This is a genomic window from Variovorax sp. GW823-FHT02B07 (assembly GCF_058797695.1).
The window spans coordinates 137,301-156,557 of sequence record NZ_JBXAJX010000006.1; the positions used below are offsets into that span (position 1 = coordinate 137,301).

The window sequence follows — 19,257 nt, forward strand, 5'->3', positions numbered from 1 at the left end:
CACACACCCAACACTTCCGGAGACCTGCATGACAACGACCGATGCCGCCGCCGTGGCGGCGCTCAAGCAAGACAACGCCCAGTACCTGTGGCACCCCATGGCGCATCCGCAGGCCATGCTCAAGACGAAGCCCGACATCATTGCGCGCGGCCAGGGCTGCTGGATCTGGGACGTCGATGGCCACAAGATGCTCGACGGCGTCGGCGGCCTGTGGGCCGCGAACCTGGGCCACAGCAACAAGCCCGTGCGCGACGCCATCGTCGCGCAGCTGGACGAGCTGCCCTTCTACAACGTGTTTCGCGGCACCACGCACCCGCGCGCCATCGAGCTGTCGGCGCGCCTGGTCAAGACCATGGAACCCGACGGCGTGGCCGCCGTGTTCTTCAGCAACGGCGGCTCCGACGCGGTCGAGGGCGCGCTCAAGCTCGCGCGCCAGTACTGGAAGCTCAAGGGCCAGGCCGACCGCTTCAAGTTCATCGCGCTGCGCCAGGGCTACCACGGCGTGCACTTCGGCGGCATGAGCGTCAACGGCAACCTGAACTTCCGCCGCGCCTACGAGCCGCTGCTGCCGGGGTGCTTTCACGTCGACACGCCCTGGCTGTACCGCAACCCCTACACGCAGGACCCGGAAGAACTCGGCGAGATCTGCGCCACGCAGCTGGAGCGCGAGATCCAGTTCCAGGGCCCCGACACCGTGGCCGCCTTCATCGCCGAGCCGATCCAGGGCGCGGGCGGCGTGATCGTGCCGCCGCCCAACTACTGGCCGCGCGTGCGCGAGATCTGCGACAAGTACGGCGTGCTGCTCATCGCCGACGAGGTCGTCACCGGCTTCGGCCGTGGCGGCGCGATGTTCGGCACGCGGCTGTGGAACGTGAAGGCCGACCTGTGGTGCCTGGCCAAGGGCATCTCGTCGGGCTACGTGCCGCTGGGCGCCACCGCCATCGGCAACAAGGTGGCCGAGGTCTTCCTCAACGATGCCTCCGGGCAGGCCGCGGTGGGCCACGGCTACACCTACAGCGCGCACCCGGTGGCCGCCGCCGCGGCACTCGCCACGCTCGACCAGATCGAGGCGCTCGACGTGCCTGGCAACGCGGCGCGCGTGGGCGCGCATTTCCAGGCGCGCGTGCGGCCCTTCGTCGACAAGTTCAGCTTCGTCGGCGACGTGCGCGGCATGGGCCTCATGCTGGGCATCGAGATGGTGGCCGACAAGGCCACGCGCACCACGCTGCCGCGCGGCAACCCGATCGCCGCGAAGGTGGCGCAGGCGGCCTACCAGCGCGGGCTGATGGTGCGCATCTCGGGGCCGAACCTCATCCTCTCGCCGCCGCTGGTCATCACGCGCGAGGAGGTCGACTTCATGGTCGATGCGCTCGAAGGCGCATTTTCCGACGTACAGGCCGACGTGGAAGCGACGCCGTGAGTGCATCGCCCACGATCCTGCTGATCGGCACCGCCGACACCAAGAGCGCCGAGCTGCTGTTCATGCGCGAATGCATCGAGGCCGGCGGCGGCCGCGTCGTCGTGATGGACGTGGGCGTGCTCGACGGCGCGCCCTTCACGCCCGACATTCCCAACACCGAGGTGGCCGCCGCCGCCGGCAAGACCGTGGCCGAGGTGGCGGCCAGTGGCGACGAGAACAGCGCCATGACATTGATGGCGCGCGGCGCCGCCAGGCTCGCCGCGCGCTGGCAGGCCGAGGGCCGCATCGACGGCCTGCTCGCGCTGGGCGGCACCATGGGCACCGACCTGGCGCTCGACGTGGCGCAGGCGCTGCCGCTGGGCGTGCCGAAGGTGCTGGTCTCGACCATCGCCTACTCGCACCTGCTGCCGCCCGAGCGCATTCCGCCCGACCTCATCATGGTGCTGTGGGCCGGCGGGCTTTATGGCCTCAACAGCCTGTGCCGCTCGGCCTTGAGCCAGGCCGCGGGCGCGGTGCTCGGCGCCTGCCGCCAGGCCTGCGTGCCGGCCTTCGAGAAGCCGTTGGTGGGCATGACCTCGCTGGGCTCCAGCGCGCTCACCTACATGAAGACGCTCAAGCCCGCACTCGAGGCGCGTGGCTACGAAGTCGCCGTGTTCCACACCACCGGCATGGGCGGTCGCGCCTTCGAGGCGCTGGCCGCCGAGGGCCGCTTCTGCGCGGTGATGGACTTCAGCCTGCAGGAGCTGGCCAACCAGCTCGGCGGCTCGTGCGTGACGGCCGGGCCCGACCGCCTGCTCGGCGCCGGTCGCGCGGGCACGCCGCAGATCGTCGCGCCCGGCGCCATCGACATGCTCGACTACCCGGCCTGGCAGTCCACGCCCGAAGGCCTGGAAGGCCGGCCCACGCACATCCACAACCGGCTGCTGGCCTCGGCACTGAGCGCGCCCGCGTTCCGCCGTGGCGTGGCCGCCGAGATCGCGCGCCGCCTCGCGCGCGCCGAGGGCGCCACCTGCCTTCTGATGCCGCTGCAAGGCATCGAAGGCTGGGACCGTCCGGGCGAGCCGCTGCACGACCCCGAAGGCCTCGCGGCCTTCACCGAAGCGCTGCGCGGCAGCGTGGACCCGGCGCGGCTCGTCGAGCTCGACGCGCACATCAACGACAGCGCGTTCTGCGACGCCGCACTGCGCGTGTTCGACGCCTGGGTGGCCGACGGCACCGTGCCCGCAGGGAGCCGCGCATGATTCACGACACGCAAGCCCTCGTGCTCGACTTCGGCGGCGTCATCAGCCGCACGCTGTTCGAGACCCACGCACTCACCGAAGAAGCGCTGTCGCTGCCGCGCGGCACGCTCACGTGGCGCGGCCCCTTCGACCTCGCGAGCGATCCGCTGTGGCGCGACATGCAGGCCGACAAGCTCTCGGAGCGCGACTACTGGATGGCGCGCACGCGCGAAGTGGGCGCGCTGGTCGGTGAACGCTGGGACCGCATGGAGACCTTCGTGCAGCGCGCACGCGGCGCCGACCCCGAGGCCGCGATCCGCCCCGAGGCGCTCGCGGCCATCGAGGCGGCGCGGCGTGCCGGCTGCCGGCTCGCGATCCTGTCGAACGAGCTCGACCTGTTCTACGGCGCGGGTTTTCGCCAGCGCCTGCCCTTCATGAGCGCCTTCGACGTGGTGGTGGACGCCACGCACACCGGCATCCTCAAGCCCGATGCGCGCGCCTACCAGCAGTGCCTGGACCAGCTCGGCCTGCCCGCCGACGCCTGCGTGTTCGTCGACGACCAGCTGCGCAACATCGCCGGCGCACAGCGCGTGGGCCTGCGCACCGTGCACTTCGACGTGATGCATCCGGGCGCGAGCTATGCGCAGGCGCTCTCGATGCTGGGCGTTTCTTCCTCTCTTTCTTTCTGACCGAGTTCCCGATGACCCCGACCTTCGAACCCACCGTGCCGCGCGAGCGTGTGCAGGCCCTGATGCAGGCCGAACAGGCGCGCTACGCGCGCACCCACGCGCGCAGCGGCGAACGCTTTGCGCAGGGCCAGCAGGCCTGGCTCTACGGCGCGCCCTCGCACTGGATGCGCCGCTGGATCGGCGGCTGGCCGCTGTACGTGCAGGACGCGCAGCTGCCTTATGGCGCGCGCTTTGTCGACGTGGACGGCAACGGCTACGCCGACTTCTGCCTGGGCGACACCGGCGGCATGTGCGGCCACGGCCACCCGGCGGTGGTGGAGGCGCTGGCGCGGCAGGCGCGCGTGGGCAGCTCGCTGATGCTGCCCACCGACGACGCGGCCTGGGTCGGCGAAGAGCTGTCGCGCCGCTTCGGCCTGCCGTACTGGAACCTCACGACCTCGGCCTCGGACGCCAACCGCGCCTGCATCCGCCTGGCGCGCATGGTCACGGGCCGGCCGCGCGTGCTGGTGTTTTCGGGCTGCTACCACGGCTCGGTGGAAGAGGCGCATGTGGACTGCGCGACGGCGCCGTCGCGATGCGCAACGACATCCACCCCAACGGCTTTCCGCACGACCAGCTCTCGGCCGTGGTCGAGTTCAACGACGTGCCCGCGCTGGAGCGCGCGCTGCGCGCCGGCGACGTGGCCTGCGTGCTGGCCGAGCCGGCCATGACCAACTACGGAATGATCGCGCCCGCGCCCGGCTTTCACGACGCGCTGCGCCGCCTCACGCGCGAGACCGGCACGCTGCTGGTCATCGACGAGACGCACACCATCTCGAGTGGCCCCGGCGGCTACACGCGCCAGCACGGGCTCGACCCCGACATGTTCGTGATCGGCAAGGCCATCGCCGGCGGCATTCCCGCCGCCGCCTTCGGCCTCAGCGCCGAGACCGCCGAACGCGTCTGGCAGGTGCTGCCCAAGTTGCACCCGACGAAGCGCCAGTCGGCGCACGCCGGCTTCGGCGGCACGCTGGCGGGCAACGCGCTCACCGTGGCCGTGATGCGCGCGGTGCTCTCGCAGGTGCTCACGCCCGAGGCCTTCGATCGCATGCTGGTGCTCGCGCAACGCCTGGCCGAAGGCGTCAACGCCAGCATCGCCGCGGCGGGATTGCCGTGGCATGCGACGCAGGTCGGTGCGCGCGTGGAGACGCTCTTTTGCGCCGACGCGCCGCGCAACGCGAGCGACGTGCGCCGCACGCGCGACGGCGAACTCGAAGCGCTGCTGCACCTTTTCATGATGAACCGCGGCGTGCTCATCACGCCCTTCCACAACATGATGCTGTGCTGCCCCGGCACCACCGAGCGCGAGGTGGACGAGCACAACGCGGCCTTCGCCGAGTTCGTGCGGGAGTGCAAGGGATGAGCACGCCCGATCTCTTCGGCCTGCAGGGCAAGGTGGCGCTGGTCACGGGTGGCGGGCGTGGTATCGGCGCGGCCATCGCGCAGGTGTTCGCCGAAGCGGGCGCCTCGGTGCTCATCGCCAACCGCACCGGCAGTGCGGGCGAGGCCGTGGCGGCGGAACTGCGTGCGCGCGGCTTCGCGGCGCAGGCGATGGCCTGCGACATCGGCCGGCGCGACGAGGCTGAGCGCGCGGTGGCCGAGGCGGTGCGCGTGTTCGGCGCGCTCGACATCGTGGTCCACAACGCGGCCGTCAACCCCTGGGCCGCCATCGACGCAATGACCGACGAGCAGCTCGAGCACACGCTGGCCGTCAACCTCAAGGCCTGCTTTTGGCTCACGCAGGCCGCTGTGCCGCACTTGCGCGCGCGCGGCGGCGGGCGGCTGCTCGTCACCTCGTCGGTGACCGGGCCGCGCGTGGCCATGCCGGGCAGCGCGCACTACGCGGCCAGCAAGGCCGGCGTGAACGGCTTCATCCGCACCGCGGCGCTGGAGTACGCGCGCGAGGGCATCACCGTGAACGGCGTGGAGCCGGGCTACATCGCCAAGCAGGGCGGCTCGCTGCTGTCCGACCCGGCCAAGGCCGCGCGCATCGCGCGCCACATCCCGGCCGGTGAACTGGGGCGGCCTGAGGACATCGCCTACGCGATGCGCTTCCTGGCGAGCCCGGCGGCGCGCTACATCACGGGGCAGACGATCGTGGTCGATGGCGGCTCGACGCTGCCCGAAAGCCCATTCTTCGCGGAGCAACCGACATGAGCGCGCGCCTGCACGGCAAGGCCTGCCTCGTGGTCGGTGCAGCGACCGGCATCGGCGCCGCCGTGGCCGCACGTTTCGCGGCCGAGAGCGCGCGCGTCGCGGTGGCCGGCTGGCCGCGCCCGCAGCCGGTGGGCGACGGCCCGGCCTTCGACTGCGACGTGACCGACGACGCGGCCGTGCGCGCCACCGTGGCCGCGGTGCAGGCCGCCTTCGGGCGCATCGACGTGCTGGTGAACTGCGCTGGCATCGTGCAGAGCGACGACGCGGCCGATATCGACGACGGCGACTGGCACCGCCTGCACGAGGTCAACCTCGGCGGCACCATGCGCTGCCAGCGCGCCGTGCTGCCCGGCATGGTGGCGCAGGGCGGCGGCGCCATCGTCAACATCGCCTCGGTCGCGGCCTTCAATGCGGGCGCCGGCATGGCCAGCTATGCGTCCAGCAAGGCCGGCGTGGTCGCGCTCACGCGCTCGGCCGCGCAGGCCTATGGCCCGAAGGGCGTGCGCGTGAATGCGCTGTGCCCCGGCTGGGTCGACACGCCCATGAGCCGCCAGGAGATGCGCGACCTGGCCGCCGAACGCGGCATCGACGAGGACGCCGCGCGCGCGCAGACGGTGGCGCGCATCGCGCTGGGCCGCATGGCCACGCCCGAGGAGATGGCCGCCGTGTGCCTGTTCCTGGCCAGCGACGAAGCCTCGTTCGTGACCGGCGTGGCGCTGGTGGCCGATGGCGGGGCGCGGGTGCCGGCGGCCGCACGCGCGGTGTAGGAGACGCGTCGCCCGCCCGGGCGTATGCTTGCGCGCCGCGGAGGGTTTTCAAAGATGCTTCCCATCGTCGTTGCGCTCATGGCGACCGTCATCCTGCTGGTCTGGATGGGGTTCTTCATGATGGGCTCGCTGCCCTTGCTCGTGCTCTCGCACGACACCCCGCTGGACTCGCGCTTCATCCGCGGCCTGTTCAACGTCTACTACGTGGCCGTGGTGCTCACCGCGAGCGCGGCGGCGCTCAGCTATGCGTGGTGCGGCAAGCCCTTCTTCGCAGTCGGCATGGCCTTCATCGCCGGCCTGGCCTTCGCGCTGCGCCGCTGGCTCATCATTCCGCGCATGGACCTGCTGCGCCACACGATCCCGGCCACGGACACGTCGATCGTGCAGTTCCGCAAGCTCCACATCGCGGGCATGGTGCTCAACGTGATGCAGCTGGGCACGGTGGCGTGGGCGCTCACGCAGCTGGGGTTGTGAGCAGAGCCGGCCTCTGTCTCTAGCGCAGGAACCGCCCTTCCTTCGTCACCCGCACCATCTCGATGAAGCGAGAGCCCGTGTTGCTGGCACCCGTGAAGTCGATCTCCATGTTGCCGATGCGCAGCTTCATCGCTTTCAGCGTGGCGTGCAGCTTTGCGCGCGTGAGGTCGCGGCCGGTGCGGCGCAGCGCCTCGATCATCACGAGCGCGTTCACATAGCCTTCGTAGCTCAGGTAGCCGATGTCGACTTTGGCGCGCTCGGCCAGCTGGCGGAACTCGCGCGCGGTGGCGTCGACCTCGCTCCAGGGGTAGGGCACGATCTGCGAGATGGCCAGGCCGCTGGTCTTGTCGCCGACGAGCTTCGCCGTGACGTCGCCCGGCACGATCGACATGCCGTAGAACATCTGGCGACCGCCGGCGGTCCAGGCGCTCTTCATGACCTCGCCGCCGATGCCGCCGCCCAAATACATGAGCACGGCCTGCGCTTGGCTGTCGGCCAGCGCCTTGCCCGAGGATTCGTTGGCCGTGCCGTCGCCCTTCACGGGCACCGCGGCCACGGGCTTGAGCTTGAGCGCGTCGAGGGCCGCCTCGACCAGCCGCGCCACTTCGGCGCCGCCGGGGTTGTCCAGGTAGGCCACGGCGATGCGCGAGACGCCGATGGTGCTCAGGTGCTGCACCAGCGCCTGCGCCTCGCGTGCGAAGGTGGCGCGCACGAAGTAGCCCGAGCCGGCGACCTTCTCGCGCGCCGAATCGGACACCGCGTAGCCGCCCACCATCGGCGCGCCGCTCTGGCCCAGCACCTTGGCCGCGGCGGCGGTGGTGCCCGAGCCCACGCAGCCGAAGAAGGCGAAGGCGCGGTGCTCGGCGAGCAGCTTCTCGTAGTTGGCGACGGCCTTCTCGGGCTTGAGCTCGTCGTCGAGCGAGACCAGCTTGAGCTTGCGGCCCGCGAGCCCGCCCTGCGCATTGACCGCGTCGAAGGCCAGCCCGGCGCCGGCCATCACGACCTTGATCGGCACGCCCAGCGGCCCGCTCAGGATGCCGGTGTGGCCGAGCACGATCTCGCCGTCGCTGACGCCGTTCTCGGCGGCCAGGGCGGTGGAAGGCAAGGAAAGGAGGGGGCCGAGTCCGGCCGTCGCCGCGGCCGAGGCGGCGAGAAAACGTCTGCGATGCATGGAACCGATTCCGCTTTTAGATACAACTGATAACAATTGAAAGCGAAAGCGAGTCCCCGCGCCGCCGGGGTTTACCCCCTGTGTTGCGCCGTGTCCTCGCCGGGCGGCTCGCGCAGCTGCCAGGCCGCGCAGACGGCCAGCGCGCACAGGCCGGCCAGCATCAGGAACACCTCGTCGAAGGCGGCCAGCCGCGCCGCGGTGCTCACCGGGTTGGCGAGCGAGTCGCCGTGCGCCGCCAGGCGCCATTCGAGAATGATGGCGCACAGGCTCACGCCCACGGCGCCGCCGAGCATGCGCACGAAGCTGATCGCGCTGGCGCCTTGCGGAATGAGCGGCTTGGCCAGCGGGCGCATCGACCCGAGGTTGAGCGAGGGCAGGATGAAGCCCAGCCCGATGCGCCCGACGATCGCGAACACCACCAGCAGCCACAGCGGGCTGTCCAGCCGCAGCACGGCCATGAGCGCGAACGACACCGCCAGCAGCGCCAGGCCGATGCTCACCAGCAGCCAGGTCGGTTGCTTGTCGGCCAGCCGGCCCACGCCCGCGATGGTGAAGGCCAGCACGATGCCGGCCGGCAGCAGGGTGGTGCCCACGTGCGAGGCCGACAGGTGCAGCCCCACCTGCATGTACACGGGCAGCAGGTAGGTCGAGCCGAACAGCGCGGTGCCGTAGATGAAGGCGACCAGGCTGCCCATCGCGAACTGGCGGTAGCGAAAGAGCGCGAGGTTCATGAGCGGCGCGCCGCCCGAGGCCATGAGCCGGCGCTGCCACCACACGAAGGCGGCAAAGGCGACGAGCGCGCCGGCCAGCAGCAGCGTGGCCTGCAGCGGCGAATCGCCGCGCAGCTCGACCAGCCCGTTCAGCAGGCACAGCGTGCCCACGGTGCCCAGCGCCAGGCCGCGCGCATCGAGCCCGCTGCCGCGCGTCGCGGCCACGCCACCGGGCGCGGTCTTGGGCACGAACTTGTAGGCCAGCCAGATCGAGGCCAGGCAGAAGGGCACCACCATGAAGAAGATCGAGCGCCAGCCGAACAGGTCGACCAGCACGCCGCCGATGCTCGGCCCGATGGCCGGCGCCAGCACCACGCCCATGCCGAAGATGCCGCTGGCGCGCCCCTGCTCGTGCGGTTCGAAGGCGCGCAGGATGATGATGGCCGGAATGGGCTGCACCACGCCCGCCGCCAGCCCCTCGGCCACGCGCGCCAGCAGCACCAGCGGGTAGTGGTTGGCCAGCCCGCCGACGATGCCGCCGGCCAGCAGCAGGAGCATGGTGCCGACGTAGGTGCGCCGGTAGCCGTAGCGCGACAGCAGCCAGGGCGTGGTGAGCATCGACACCGTCATGGCCACCATGAAGCCCGAGCTCACCCACTGCGCGCGCTCCTGGCCCAGCGCGAAGTGGTGGCTCATGTCGGGGATCGCCACGTTGACGATGGTCGAGGACATGATGGACGCCATCGTCCCCACCATGACCGACAGCAGCAGGTACCAGCGGTAGCGCTCGCCGTAGCGGGCGCGCAGGACACCCATGGAGGGCGGCGTGTCAGGGGGTTGTGGGGAGGTCATGGGGCGGCGCAGGGACGGTCGCGGGTCCGTCGTCCTACAAGCATATCGGTGTTTGCGGAGTCGACCGCGCGCGGGCCGGTCGCACAATGCGGCGGCTGTCCCCTGTGCGTCAAGTCTCCAAAGAACAAGCCATGCATCCATCGACCCCCGACTCCGTCCATGACCCGGCCGCGCCCGAGGCGGCCCCCACGCTTTCGGCCGAACTCGCCGCGCCCACCGTCAGCCGCGCCTACCGCTGCCAGTGCGGGCGCCCCGTGTTCCTGCGCAACAGCGAGTGCCTGGCCTGCCACACGCCGCTGGGCTACGTGATCGACCGCCTCGGCGTGGTGCCGCTGGCGCCGGCCGAAGGCGAGGGCGCGCTGCCCGACACCTTCACCGTCTTCGGCGATCCGCACGGCGCCACCTACCGCCGCTGCGCCAACCTCATGACGCCGGCCGCCTGCAACTGGATGGTGGCGCAGCCGCGCGAGGGCGAAACGATTCCCGCCGACACGCAGGGCCTGGCGCCCGGCTACTGCCTGGCCTGCAGCGTCACGCGCACCATCCCCGACCTGTCGGTGGAAGCCAACGGCGAACTCTGGCGCAAGCTCGAGATGCCCAAGCGCCGCCTGATCTCGCAGCTGCTCGCGCTCGGCCTGCCGGTGGTGAGCCGCCATGCCGATCCGGTGCACGGGCTGGCCTTCGATTTCCTCAGCAACATGCCGGGCGCCCCGCACGTGATGACGGGCCACGAGCACGGCCTGATCACGCTCAACGCCGAGGAGGCCGAAGACGCCGTGCGCGAGCGCATCCGCGCCGAGATGCACGAGCCCTACCGCACGCTGCTGGGCCATTTCCGCCACGAGATCGGCCACTACTACTGGGACCTGCTGGTGCTGCCCACGCGCTGGATCGACGACTACCGCGCGCTCTTCGGCGACGAGCGCGCCGACTACGGCGCCGCGCTGCAGCAGCACTACGAGCAGGGCCCGCCGCCCGACTGGGCGCAGCGCTTCGTCAGCAGCTACGCGAGCATGCACCCGTGGGAAGACTGGGCCGAGACCTGGGCCCACTACCTGCACATGGCCGACACGGCCGACACGGCGATGAGCTTCGGCATCGACGCGAGCAACGTGGAGCTGCAGAACGATTTGTTCACCGCCGCCGACCTGTGGCAGCCCGAGCATCCCGATGCCGCGAAATTCCTCGACTTCATCAACGGCTGGGTGCTGCTGACCAGCATGCTCAACGAGCTGTCGCGCAGCATGGGCCAGCCCGACTACTACCCCTTCGTGCTGCCGCGCGCGGCGGTGGGCAAGCTGCAGTTCATCCACGGCGTGGTCACCGCGCAGCGCAGCGGCACGGCGCCGACGATGGTGACGGCGGGGGATGTGGCGGAAGCCGCGACGGAAGCTGCCGAGCCTGCACAGGGGCAGACCCAATCGCAGTCGCAGGGCGACGCCGCTCAGTCCTGAGGCGGCGGCTTTCCTGCGGCGCAGCGCGCGCAGATGCAGGCCTGGCCGCGCAACGCCGGCGGCAGCGTGTCGAGCGGCGCCAGCGAAAAATCGGCGGCCATGCACCAGCAGGGCGGCTGCGCCTGCCCGGTCTCGCGTTCGACCTCCATCGCGCAGCGGTTCGCCTCGCCGCACAGCGGACAGCGCGCGGTGTCGATGACCACCGTCATGCGAGCGCGAAGGCCGGCAGCTTCTTCGGCACTGCCACGTTGCGCAGCGTCGCGTACACCGGCAGGCCGTCGCGGTAGGCGGGGTAGTCCTCGCCCGCGATCAGCGGCAGCAGGTAGCGGCGGCACTTCTCGGTGATGCCGTAGCCGTCGTCCGAAATGAAGTCGCGCGGCATCGGCTTCTCGACATTGGCCACCGCGTCGAGCGGCGCCGCGCCCAGCGTGTACGCATAAGGCACGTCGCTCGTGCGTTCGATGGTCGGCATCACCGCGTTGCGGCCTTCGAGCGCCAGCTCGACCGCGCGCTGGCCCAGCTCGTAGGCCTGCTTCACGTCGGTGGCCGAGGCGATGTGCCGCGCCGCGCGCTGCAGGTAGTCGGCCACCGCCCAGTGGAACTTGTGGCCCAGCGCCTCCTTCACCATCTGCGCGACCACCGGCGCCGCACCGCCCAGCTGCGCATGGCCGAAGGCATCGCGCGCGCCCTGCTCGGCCAGGAAGGTGCCGTCGGGATGGTGGCAGCCCTCGGACACCACCACCGAGCAGTAGCCGTGCTGCTGCACCATGGCATCGACGCGCGCCAGGAAGCGGGCCGCATCGAATTCGATCTCGGGGAACAGCACCACCACCGGAATGCCATGGTCGGCCACCAGCCCGCCGGCCGCGGCGATCCAGCCGGCATGGCGGCCCATCACCTCGAGCACGAACACCTTGGTGGAGGTGGCGGCCATCGAGCGCACGTCGAACGAGGCTTCGAGCGTGGACACCGCCACGTACTTCGCGACCGAGCCGAAGCCCGGGCAGCAGTCGGTCAGCGGCAGGTCGTTGTCGATGGTCTTGGGCACGTGGATGGCCTGCAGCGGGTAGCCCATCGACTGCGACAGCTGGCTCACCTTGAAGCAGGTGTCGGCCGAGTCGCCGCCGCCGTTGTAGAAGAAGTAGCCGATGCCGTGCGCCTTGAACACCTCGATCAGGCGCTCGTACTCGCGGCGGTTCTTTTCGAGCGACTTGAGCTTGTAGCGGCACGAGCCGAAGGCGCCCGAGGGCGTGGTGCGCAGCGCCGCAATCGCGTCGGCCGGCTCGGCGCTGGTGTCGATCAGGTCCTCGGTGAGCGCGCCGAGGATGCCGTTGCGTCCGGCATAGAGCGTGCCGATGCGGTCCGGGTGCTGGCGCGCCGTCTCGATCACGCCGCAGGCCGAGGCGTTGATGACCGAGGTGACGCCGCCCGACTGGGCGTAGAAGGCGTTGAGGAGGGGCATGCGCGGCATTCTCCCGCAGCCCTTTCCATGGCGCCAGTGGTGCCAAATGCGGGGCGCTTCAGCGCCCGCCGAGGCCCATCGAGCGCGTGATCACCTCTTTCATGATCTCGTTGGTGCCGCCGTAGATGCGCTGCACGCGCGCGTCGGCGTACGCGCGGGTGATCGGGTACTCCCACATGAAGCCGTAGCCGCCGTGCAGCTGCACGCACTCGTCCATCACCTTGCACTGCAGGTCGCTGGTCCAGTACTTGGCCATGCTCGCGGTGGCGGTGTCGAGCTTCTCGGCCATGAGCAGCTCGATGCACTTGTCGACGAACACCTGCGCCACCTGCACCTCGGTCTGCAGCTCGGCCAAGGTGTAGCGCGTGTTCTGGTAGTTGCCCACGGGCTGGCCGAACACCTTGCGCTCCTTCACGTAGGCCACGGTGTGGTCGATGGCAGCCTGCGACGCGGCCACCGCGCTGATCGCGATCTGCAGCCGCTCCCAGGGCAGCTGCTCCATCAGGCAGACGAAGCCGCGGTTGACCTCGCCCAGCAGCGCCTCGGCGGGCAGGCGCACGTCGTTGAAGAACAGCTCGGACGTGTCCTGCGCCTTCAGGCCCAGCTTCTTCAGGCGCTTGCCCTTCTCGAAGCCCGGCATGCCGCGCTCGACGAGGAACAGGCTCGTGCCCTTCGCGCCCGCGGCCGGGTCGGTCTTGGCGACCACGATCACCAGGTCGGCGTGCCAGCCGTTGGTGATGAAGGTCTTGCTGCCGTTGAGCAGGTAGCTGCCGTCGGCCTGGCGGATGGCGCTGGTCTTCACGGCTTGCAGGTCGCTGCCCGCGCCGGGTTCGCTCATGGCGATGGCGCCGACCATCTCGCCGCTGGCGAGCTTGGGCAGGTAGTGCTGCTTCTGCGCCTCGGTGCCGTAGCGCAGGATGTACGGCGCCACGATCTCGTTGTGCAGGCCGAAGCCGATGCCTGTGAAGCCGCGTGCCCACAGCTCCTCGAACTGGATCACAGAATAGAGCAGGTCGGCGCCCGCGCCGCCGTAGGTGTCGGGCAGCGCCATGCACAGGAAGCCGTTCTCGCCGGCCTTGGACCAGACGGCGCGGTCCACGTAGCCTTGCTCTTCCCATGCGTCGTGGAAGGGCGCGATCTCCTTGTCCATGAAGCGGCGGAAGCTGTCGCGGAAGGCCTCGTGGTCGGCGGTGAAGAGGGTGCGTTCGATGGTCATGGGGACGTCAGCGGGTTTCGAAAACAGGGGGGCGCTTCTGCAGGAAGGCGCTCACGCCTTCACGGAAGCTGGGGCGGTCGATGAGCGCGCGCTGGCGCTCGCTCTCGTAGTGCAGTTGTTCCTTCAGCGTGTGGTGCTCCGAGGCCTCGAAGGCTTCGCGGGCTTCGAGCACCGCATGCGCCGGCAGGCGCGCCAGGCGCTGCGCGATGGCGCGGGCCTCGTCCATCAGCTGCTCGTCGTCGGCGCAGGCCCAGATCAGGCCCCACTGCACGGCGCGCCCGGCGCTCAGGCGCTCGTCGAGCAGCGCCATGCCCATCGCGCGCGCACGGCCGGCGCGGCGCGGGATGGCCCAGGTGCAGCCCAGGTCGGGCACGATGCCGAGCTTGGGCAGGAACGGGAGGTAGAAGTAGGCGTTGCGCGCGGCGATGGTCACGTCGGCCGCGAGCGCCAGGCCCACGCCCGCACCGGCCGCCGGGCCGTTGACCGCTGCCACCACCGGCACCGGCAGCGTGCGCAGCGTCTCGATGAGCGGGTTGCTGAGCTTCTGCATCCACTCGGCGGTCTGGTCACCGAGCGTCTGGCCGGGCTCGCCGGGCGGCGCCATCGCGCTCAGGTCGGCGCCCACGCAGAAGGCCTTGCCGGCGCCCGTGAGGATCACGGCGCGCACCGTGCGGTCGTCGCGGATGCGCTCGAGCGCGTCGCGCAGTTCGATCTGCAGGTCTTTCGCGATCGGGTTCAGCTTGTGCGGCAGGTTCAGCGTGAGCGTGGCGATGCCGTCGGCCTGCTCGCACAGCACGCAGGGTTGGGGTGTGGGTTGCGGCGCGGTCATGCGAGCGCTGCGCCGGAAGTGGTGGTCATGGGCGTGTCCCTTTCAAGGCCAAGAAGGAAAACGGACGCCCAAAGCAAAAAGCCGCCTGTCGTCACGGCGGCGCGCGGTGCTGCTCCCTGCGGGGGCGGTCCATGGCATCGAGGTTCGATGCCACGGCGCCCGCGGTCAAGCCGGGGACAACCCGTGCAGCGCCAGTCGCCAAGGCGACCGCACACGAGCCTGTGCGCGCGAGGCCGGGTTCGGCAGCGCGGCGGGCTGCGCGTCCGACACCGAGATGCACGACGACTCCAGCGCCGACACCAGCACGCGCCGGTGCTCGGTGCTCTCGAAGCGCTCGCCCGGCCCGAGCACGATGTCGCGCGGGTCGCGGTCGAGCGTGATCCACACGGCGCCGCTGCGGCATTCGATGCCCACGCCCGCGCCGTCGGGCACGGCGAAGACGGCGCGGCTGGGCAGGCTCACGTGGAAGCGCGAGCTCGACGAGGAGAAAAAGGTGGAAGGGGACCGGTCGGTGGTGCTCATGGGAACCTCCATTGCATTCGTGATACGAATGAATATAGTGAGCCGAGCCCTCTCTTACACGCGGTCATTCGGAACTCGTTGCATGCCTCCAGAGAATGCGAAAACCCCTGCCGGCGAGCTCCCGCCGCTCGAGCTGCTGCGCAGTTTCGAGGCCGCCGCGCGCCGGCTCAGCTTCACGCTGGCGGCGGGCGAGCTGCACCTCACGCAGTCGGCCGTGAGCCGGCAGATCCAGCAGCTCGAAGCCAGCCTGGGCGTGCTGCTGTTCGAGCGCCGCCACCGTGCGCTCGCGCTCACCGAGGCCGGCGGCGTGCTGCAGCGCGCCGTCACCGACAGCCTGGAGCGCCTGCGCGACGCCACCGCGCGCGTGCGCGCCAGCGCCGCGCCGCGGCAGGTGTCGATCACCACCACGCCGGGCTTCGCGTCGCTGTGGCTCATTCCGAAACTGGCGCGCTTCACCAGCACGCATCCGCAGGTCGACGTGCGTGTGTCGGCCACGCTCGACGTGCTCGACCTGGACGTGAGCCGGCTCGACCTTGCGGTGCGCTTCGTGCCCATCGGCCGCGGCGTGGGCCCGGCGCTGTTCGAGGAGTCGGTGATCCCGCTGTGCGCGCCGCAGGTGGCCGCGTCGCTGCGCGAGCTGTCCGATTTTTCCAAGCTCACGCTGCTGACCATCGAGTACCCGGACCACAGCGAAGCCCCGACCGCCGACTGGGAGCCGTGGCTCAAGGTGATGGTGCTGGAAGACCTGCGCATGAAGAGCACGCTGCGCTTCTCGCAGTACGCCGATGCGGTGGCCGCCGCGGTGGCAGGGCAGGGCGTGGTGATCGGGCGCCTGCCGCTGCTGCGCGAACTGGTGCGCGACGGCCGGCTCGTGGCGCCACTCGGCCAGGGCGTGGCATCGCACCGCGGTTACTTCATCGAGATGTCGCGGCGCGCCGCGGGCAACCGCGACGCGCAGGACTTCGCGCAATGGCTGCGCGACGAGGCGGAGGCCGCGCAGCGGAGCTGACTCAACCTGGCAGCAGCACCTTGTTGACGACGTGGATCACGCCGTTCGACTGGTAGACATTGGCGATCGTCACCGCCGCCGTGCCGCCCTTGGCGTCGGTCACCCACACCGTGCCGCCGCTCATCGTCGCCGTGAGCGTGCCGCCGCTGGCGGTCTTGAGTTGCGCCTTGCCGCCGCCCGCGTTGATCGCGCTCATCAGCGCCGCGCTGTCCATGCGACCGGGCACCACGTGGTAGGTCAGCACCTTGGTGAGTGTGGCCTTGTTCTCGGGCTTGAGCAGTGTGTCGACCGTGCCGGCCGGCAGCGCCGCGAACGAGGCGTTGGTGGGCGCGAACACCGTGAACGGGCCCGGGCTCTTGAGCGTGGCCACGAGGTCGGCCGCCTTCACCGCGGCGACCAGCGTCGTGTGGTCCTTCGAATTCACCGCGTTGTCGACGATGTCCTTCGTCGGGTACATCGGCGCGCCGCCGACCATGGGGGTGCCGGCACTGTTGCTGCTGGCGTTGCTCATGCCACTGCCGGCGCACGCGCCGAGCAGGACCGACACGCCGAGGGCGATCACGAGTTTTTTCATGGATGTCTCCTGGAAGGAAAGGCTCTGTGGAAACCGCCAACAGCTCGGGGGCGCGATGCGCTTGAGATGCCATACGGCGCGATGCGTGAAGCGGATTCAACGCGCGCGTTCGTGTCAGCTTTGCGCCACAGCGCTGCGTGCCCCGCTTGCGCGCGGCGCGAGCCCTCGCCAGAATCCGCCCTTCCTTTTTCAGCGACAGTTTTTTCCGACACCACGCCCGGCGACGATCAACCTCCCGGGCGAGAACACCATTCAATGAACCGTTCACTGAACACCTGACGCACACCGACCGCCCCGGCCGGATGTGCACCTTCGCATCCGCCGCGGCCGAATCGACAAGGGCCCCGCGCGCAACTGCATTCGCCGGGGCCTTTTTGTTTTTTCGGAGTGTGTGCACATGAGTGCTCAACGAAAGGCCCGCGACGACGACAAGCGTCTGGGCCGGTTCTACTTTGCGGTGCCCGCGTCGGCACCGCGCAATCCCGTGGTGGCCGCGATGGCGCGCCGCGAATCCAGCCAGGGCGCAGGCCGCCACCTGCGCACCCACCGCGCCGAGCGGCGCGCGCAGAAGGTGGCGCTGCAGAAAGCCGCGCGCGACTTCGGGCGGAGGGCCGACGATGCGTGACGACATGGACAAGGTGATCGTCGAGCGTCCGCGCGGCGGCTGGCGCGTGCAGGGCGATGGCCGCCTATGGCGCAACAGCACCGAGCGCGGCTCGCATGTGGGCATGAAGCGCGGGCTGCAGCATCCGAAGTGGCTGAGCGAAAACCTCCAGCCGCTCAAGCGCTGGCTGCACAAGCAGGTGCACCGGCCGTGGGACAAGGTGTACGCCGAACTGTGCAGCGGCATCGATCGCCGCAGCACGGTGCAGGCGCACATCTTTTTGCACGTCGACGACTTCGTGGCGCGCGACGCGGTGCTGTGCGATGGCGAGGTGCGGGTGCGACCGTACCGCTGGGGAGACCGGCCCGGCGTGCCGCTGCACGAAGCGCCGGGTGTCGAGCTGTTCGTGCATCCGGTCACCGGCATCCTGTTGCCGAACCGGCGCCTGCGCGAGGCGCGTGCGGCGCGCCGTGCGGACCGGGCCGGGCGGCGCGGCGACACGCCGTATGCGGTCTACCACGTGATCGACGAGACCACGCAGTGGCACTGCGTCGAGGGCTGCTGGTTCGAGGTCGTGCTGGCGCAGTTTCCCGAGCGCACAAGCGCGGCGCAGCCAGAGCCCAATTGCTACGACGTGCTGCGCCGCTGCATGGTCACGCGCTGCGGTGCGGCGCGACGTTCAGCGCCGGGCCTGCCTACGCACGTCGACATGTATGGGCGTCACGACGTCTATGCCGTCGCCAAGCGACAGCTGAGCCGGCGCGAGGTGCGGGCGCGGTTGGGTGATGTGACGTGAGGCAGCGTGATCGGCGATCAGGGCGTCGGACGCACCGGCACCTTCGCTCGCGGCAGCAGCAGAAACGCCAACGTGCCCGCCGCCAGCATCCCGCTCACCGTGAGAAACACCGCGCGGAACGGCTCGCTGCCCTGGGCCACGGCCCAGGAGGCGGCGACGCCGGTGGTCCATTGCATCAGCGAGACGCCGAGGAACATCGCCATGTTGAGCAGCGCCATCGCGCGGCCCGTGACGGCCGCCGGGTAGGCGTTCTTGGTGTACGCGTACAGCAGCACGCTGTAGCCCGACAGCATGCCGTAGACGATCGGCAGGCCGATGTCGATGGCGCGCGATTGCGTGAGGGCCATGGCGGCGAACATCGCTGCGCCGGCGAAGGCGCAGCGCATCATCCAGCGCGTGCGGCGCGCGCCGCCGGGGTCGAGGCGGCCGAACAGCATGGGGCTGGCCATGCCGGCGACGGTCATCACCAGCGCCACGTTGCCGCTGGCCACGAGCGAGAGGCCGTGGCGGTCGTGCAGCACGGGGCCGAGCCACAGGCCGCGCAGCGTGATGAAGGCGGCATACGACACGCAGGCGAAGCACAGCAGCCCGAGCGTGTGCGGCATGGCGAACAGCGGCAGCAGGTCGCGCACGGCCTGGCGCAGCGACTGGCGTTCGGGCGCGGGTTCGCCCGATGCGATCGTTGGTCGCGCGGGCTCGTGCACGCGCCAGAAGATGACGATCCACGAGAGCACGGCGAAGCCGGTCAGCGCGGCATAGCCGGCGCGCCACGAGGCGGCCTCGATCAGCAGCGCCAGCGGCGTGCCGGTGAACAGGATGCCCATGCCCGCGAGGCTCATCACCAGCCCCGACATGGCGGTGAAGCGCGCGGCGTCGAAGTGCCGCGCGATGAACACGGTGCAGGCCAGGAAGGCCGGCGCGCAGCCCACGCCGATCAGCGCCTGCCCCAGCAGCAGCGCGCCGAAGCCCGGCGCCACGGTGCACAGCGCGGCGCCCGCGATGGCCAGCGGAAAGGCGGTGAGCACGGTGCGGCGCACGCCGAAGTGGTCGATCGACACGCCCATCGCGAGCTGCATGATGCCGAAGGTGAAATGGAAGGTGCCGGCCCAGGTGCCCAGCGCCTGCGGCGTGAGGCCGAAGTGCTGCGTGAGTGGCGTGGCCATCATGGCGCCGACGGTGCGAAAGGCCTGGCTCAGCGCGAAGGCGGTGGCCAGTGCGACCAGCATGGCCGCGGCCGAGGTCGACCCGCGGGTCGGGGGCGGCGTAGCCGCGTGCTTGTTCATCGGGAGAGA

General features: G+C 70.5%; 19 protein-coding genes and 1 pseudogene. 11 read left to right on the forward strand and 9 right to left on the reverse strand.

Annotation, left to right across the window (positions count from 1 at the left end; all coding sequences use genetic code 11):
• Nucleotides 1–28 precede the first annotated feature (28 nt).
• From AC1RGU_RS25695 to AC1RGU_RS25725, 7 genes and pseudogenes are all read left to right on the forward strand, one after another.
• Nucleotides 29–1,420 (forward strand): aminotransferase class III-fold pyridoxal phosphate-dependent enzyme, encoded by a 1,392-nt coding sequence (locus tag AC1RGU_RS25695; RefSeq protein WP_492698994.1) that lies wholly within the window; start codon nt 29–31, stop codon nt 1,418–1,420.
• Entirely contained in the window at nt 1,417–2,661 is a 1,245-nt protein-coding gene (locus AC1RGU_RS25700; protein WP_492698996.1) for a Tm-1-like ATP-binding domain-containing protein, read from the forward strand. Before AC1RGU_RS25695 ends, AC1RGU_RS25700 begins: the two co-directional genes overlap by 4 nt.
• Nucleotides 2,658–3,329 carry an HAD-IA family hydrolase gene (locus AC1RGU_RS25705; RefSeq protein WP_492698998.1) on the forward strand — a complete coding sequence of 224 codons (672 nt, stop codon included), beginning with the start codon at nt 2,658–2,660 and terminating at the stop codon, nt 3,327–3,329. Before AC1RGU_RS25700 ends, AC1RGU_RS25705 begins: the two co-directional genes overlap by 4 nt.
• Nucleotides 3,330–3,340: 11 nt before the next feature.
• A pseudogene (locus AC1RGU_RS25710) lies at nt 3,341–4,731 on the forward strand (transaminase).
• Nucleotides 4,728–5,525, forward strand: a complete 798-nt coding sequence (locus tag AC1RGU_RS25715; RefSeq protein WP_159278765.1) for an SDR family oxidoreductase — start codon at nt 4,728–4,730, stop codon at nt 5,523–5,525. Before AC1RGU_RS25710 ends, AC1RGU_RS25715 begins: the two are co-directional and overlap by 4 nt.
• Nucleotides 5,522–6,292 (forward strand): SDR family NAD(P)-dependent oxidoreductase, encoded by a 771-nt coding sequence (locus AC1RGU_RS25720; RefSeq protein ID WP_492699002.1) that lies wholly within the window; start codon nt 5,522–5,524, stop codon nt 6,290–6,292. Before AC1RGU_RS25715 ends, AC1RGU_RS25720 begins: the two co-directional genes overlap by 4 nt.
• A 54-nt stretch (nt 6,293–6,346) precedes the next feature.
• Nucleotides 6,347–6,766, forward strand: a complete 420-nt coding sequence (locus AC1RGU_RS25725; protein WP_062479768.1) for a hypothetical protein — start codon at nt 6,347–6,349, stop codon at nt 6,764–6,766.
• A gap of 19 nt (nt 6,767–6,785) precedes the next feature.
• Here AC1RGU_RS25725 and AC1RGU_RS25730 read toward each other — a convergent pair whose 3' ends face one another.
• Nucleotides 6,786–7,871 carry an ABC transporter substrate-binding protein gene (locus AC1RGU_RS25730; RefSeq protein WP_235944208.1) on the reverse strand — a complete coding sequence of 362 codons (1,086 nt, stop codon included), beginning with the start codon at nt 7,869–7,871 and terminating at the stop codon, nt 6,786–6,788.
• 137 nt (nt 7,872–8,008) lie between these two features.
• Nucleotides 8,009–9,499, reverse strand: a complete 1,491-nt coding sequence (locus AC1RGU_RS25735; RefSeq protein WP_492699004.1) for a DHA2 family efflux MFS transporter permease subunit — start codon at nt 9,497–9,499, stop codon at nt 8,009–8,011.
• A 131-nt stretch (nt 9,500–9,630) separates the two neighbouring features.
• Between AC1RGU_RS25735 and AC1RGU_RS25740 the strand changes: the two genes are divergently transcribed.
• Entirely contained in the window at nt 9,631–10,953 is a 1,323-nt protein-coding gene (locus AC1RGU_RS25740; protein ID WP_492699006.1) for a zinc-binding metallopeptidase family protein, read from the forward strand.
• Here AC1RGU_RS25740 and AC1RGU_RS25745 read toward each other — a convergent pair.
• From AC1RGU_RS25745 to AC1RGU_RS25765, 5 genes are all read right to left on the reverse strand, one after another.
• Nucleotides 10,944–11,162 carry a cysteine-rich CWC family protein gene (locus AC1RGU_RS25745; RefSeq protein ID WP_095743338.1) on the reverse strand — a complete coding sequence of 73 codons (219 nt, stop codon included), beginning with the start codon at nt 11,160–11,162 and terminating at the stop codon, nt 10,944–10,946. The two genes, AC1RGU_RS25740 and AC1RGU_RS25745, sit on opposite strands and share 10 nt — an antisense overlap.
• A complete protein-coding gene (locus tag AC1RGU_RS25750) occupies nt 11,159–12,415 on the reverse strand; it encodes a 6-phosphofructokinase (RefSeq protein WP_492699008.1) in 1,257 nt (418 codons plus the stop codon). Before AC1RGU_RS25750 ends, AC1RGU_RS25745 begins: the two co-directional genes overlap by 4 nt.
• Nucleotides 12,416–12,473: 58 nt before the next feature.
• A complete protein-coding gene (locus AC1RGU_RS25755; RefSeq protein WP_354347997.1) occupies nt 12,474–13,631 on the reverse strand; it encodes an acyl-CoA dehydrogenase family protein in 1,158 nt (385 codons plus the stop codon).
• Between the two features lie 7 nt (nt 13,632–13,638).
• The gene (locus tag AC1RGU_RS25760) at nt 13,639–14,460 is read right to left on the reverse strand and encodes an enoyl-CoA hydratase-related protein (protein WP_447740543.1); all 822 of its coding nucleotides are present in this window, start codon (nt 14,458–14,460) and stop codon (nt 13,639–13,641) included.
• Between the two features lie 165 nt (nt 14,461–14,625).
• Nucleotides 14,626–14,982, reverse strand: a complete 357-nt coding sequence (locus tag AC1RGU_RS25765) for a DUF2917 domain-containing protein (protein WP_062479754.1) — start codon at nt 14,980–14,982, stop codon at nt 14,626–14,628.
• Between the two features lie 82 nt (nt 14,983–15,064).
• Between AC1RGU_RS25765 and AC1RGU_RS25770 the strand changes: the two genes are divergently transcribed.
• Nucleotides 15,065–15,991, forward strand: a complete 927-nt coding sequence (locus tag AC1RGU_RS25770; RefSeq protein ID WP_062479753.1) for a LysR substrate-binding domain-containing protein — start codon at nt 15,065–15,067, stop codon at nt 15,989–15,991.
• Between the two features lies 1 nt (nt 15,992).
• On the opposite strand, the gene AC1RGU_RS25775 is transcribed toward AC1RGU_RS25770, so the two are convergent.
• Nucleotides 15,993–16,565, reverse strand: a complete 573-nt coding sequence (locus AC1RGU_RS25775) for a fasciclin domain-containing protein (protein ID WP_492699009.1) — start codon at nt 16,563–16,565, stop codon at nt 15,993–15,995.
• A gap of 397 nt (nt 16,566–16,962) precedes the next feature.
• Here AC1RGU_RS25775 and AC1RGU_RS25780 point away from each other — a divergent pair, with 397 nt between their 5' ends.
• Together AC1RGU_RS25780 and AC1RGU_RS25785 are read left to right on the forward strand one after the other, a co-directional pair.
• Entirely contained in the window at nt 16,963–17,190 is a 228-nt protein-coding gene (locus tag AC1RGU_RS25780; protein WP_062479749.1) for a hypothetical protein, read from the forward strand.
• On the forward strand, nt 17,183–17,965 hold the full coding sequence (locus tag AC1RGU_RS25785) for a hypothetical protein (protein WP_492699011.1): 783 nt from the start codon (nt 17,183–17,185) through the stop codon (nt 17,963–17,965). Before AC1RGU_RS25780 ends, AC1RGU_RS25785 begins: the two co-directional genes overlap by 8 nt.
• 17 nt (nt 17,966–17,982) lie before the next feature.
• On the opposite strand, the gene AC1RGU_RS25790 is transcribed toward AC1RGU_RS25785, so the two are convergent.
• Complete coding sequence (locus AC1RGU_RS25790; protein WP_492699012.1) at nt 17,983–19,248, reverse strand: MFS transporter; 1,266 nt, start codon at nt 19,246–19,248, stop codon at nt 17,983–17,985.
• Nucleotides 19,249–19,257 lie beyond the last annotated feature (9 nt).

Coding starts and splice junctions, on each gene's coding strand:
- AC1RGU_RS25755 (WP_354347997.1), bottom strand. CDS start 13,631: ATGACCATCGAACGCACCCTCTTCACCGCCGACCACGAGGCCTTCCGC.
- AC1RGU_RS25765 (WP_062479754.1), bottom strand. CDS start 14,982: ATGAGCACCACCGACCGGTCCCCTTCCACCTTTTTCTCCTCGTCGAGC.
- AC1RGU_RS25720 (WP_492699002.1), top strand. CDS start 5,522: ATGAGCGCGCGCCTGCACGGCAAGGCCTGCCTCGTGGTCGGTGCAGCG.
- AC1RGU_RS25745 (WP_095743338.1), bottom strand. CDS start 11,162: ATGACGGTGGTCATCGACACCGCGCGCTGTCCGCTGTGCGGCGAGGCG.
- AC1RGU_RS25725 (WP_062479768.1), top strand. CDS start 6,347: ATGCTTCCCATCGTCGTTGCGCTCATGGCGACCGTCATCCTGCTGGTC.
- AC1RGU_RS25695 (WP_492698994.1), top strand. CDS start 29: ATGACAACGACCGATGCCGCCGCCGTGGCGGCGCTCAAGCAAGACAAC.
- AC1RGU_RS25770 (WP_062479753.1), top strand. CDS start 15,065: ATGCCTCCAGAGAATGCGAAAACCCCTGCCGGCGAGCTCCCGCCGCTC.
- AC1RGU_RS25750 (WP_492699008.1), bottom strand. CDS start 12,415: ATGCCCCTCCTCAACGCCTTCTACGCCCAGTCGGGCGGCGTCACCTCG.
- AC1RGU_RS25775 (WP_492699009.1), bottom strand. CDS start 16,565: ATGAAAAAACTCGTGATCGCCCTCGGCGTGTCGGTCCTGCTCGGCGCG.
- AC1RGU_RS25735 (WP_492699004.1), bottom strand. CDS start 9,499: ATGACCTCCCCACAACCCCCTGACACGCCGCCCTCCATGGGTGTCCTG.
- AC1RGU_RS25785 (WP_492699011.1), top strand. CDS start 17,183: ATGCGTGACGACATGGACAAGGTGATCGTCGAGCGTCCGCGCGGCGGC.
- AC1RGU_RS25705 (WP_492698998.1), top strand. CDS start 2,658: ATGATTCACGACACGCAAGCCCTCGTGCTCGACTTCGGCGGCGTCATC.
- AC1RGU_RS25715 (WP_159278765.1), top strand. CDS start 4,728: ATGAGCACGCCCGATCTCTTCGGCCTGCAGGGCAAGGTGGCGCTGGTC.
- AC1RGU_RS25740 (WP_492699006.1), top strand. CDS start 9,631: ATGCATCCATCGACCCCCGACTCCGTCCATGACCCGGCCGCGCCCGAG.
- AC1RGU_RS25780 (WP_062479749.1), top strand. CDS start 16,963: ATGAGTGCTCAACGAAAGGCCCGCGACGACGACAAGCGTCTGGGCCGG.
- AC1RGU_RS25760 (WP_447740543.1), bottom strand. CDS start 14,460: ATGACCGCGCCGCAACCCACACCCCAACCCTGCGTGCTGTGCGAGCAG.
- AC1RGU_RS25790 (WP_492699012.1), bottom strand. CDS start 19,248: ATGAACAAGCACGCGGCTACGCCGCCCCCGACCCGCGGGTCGACCTCG.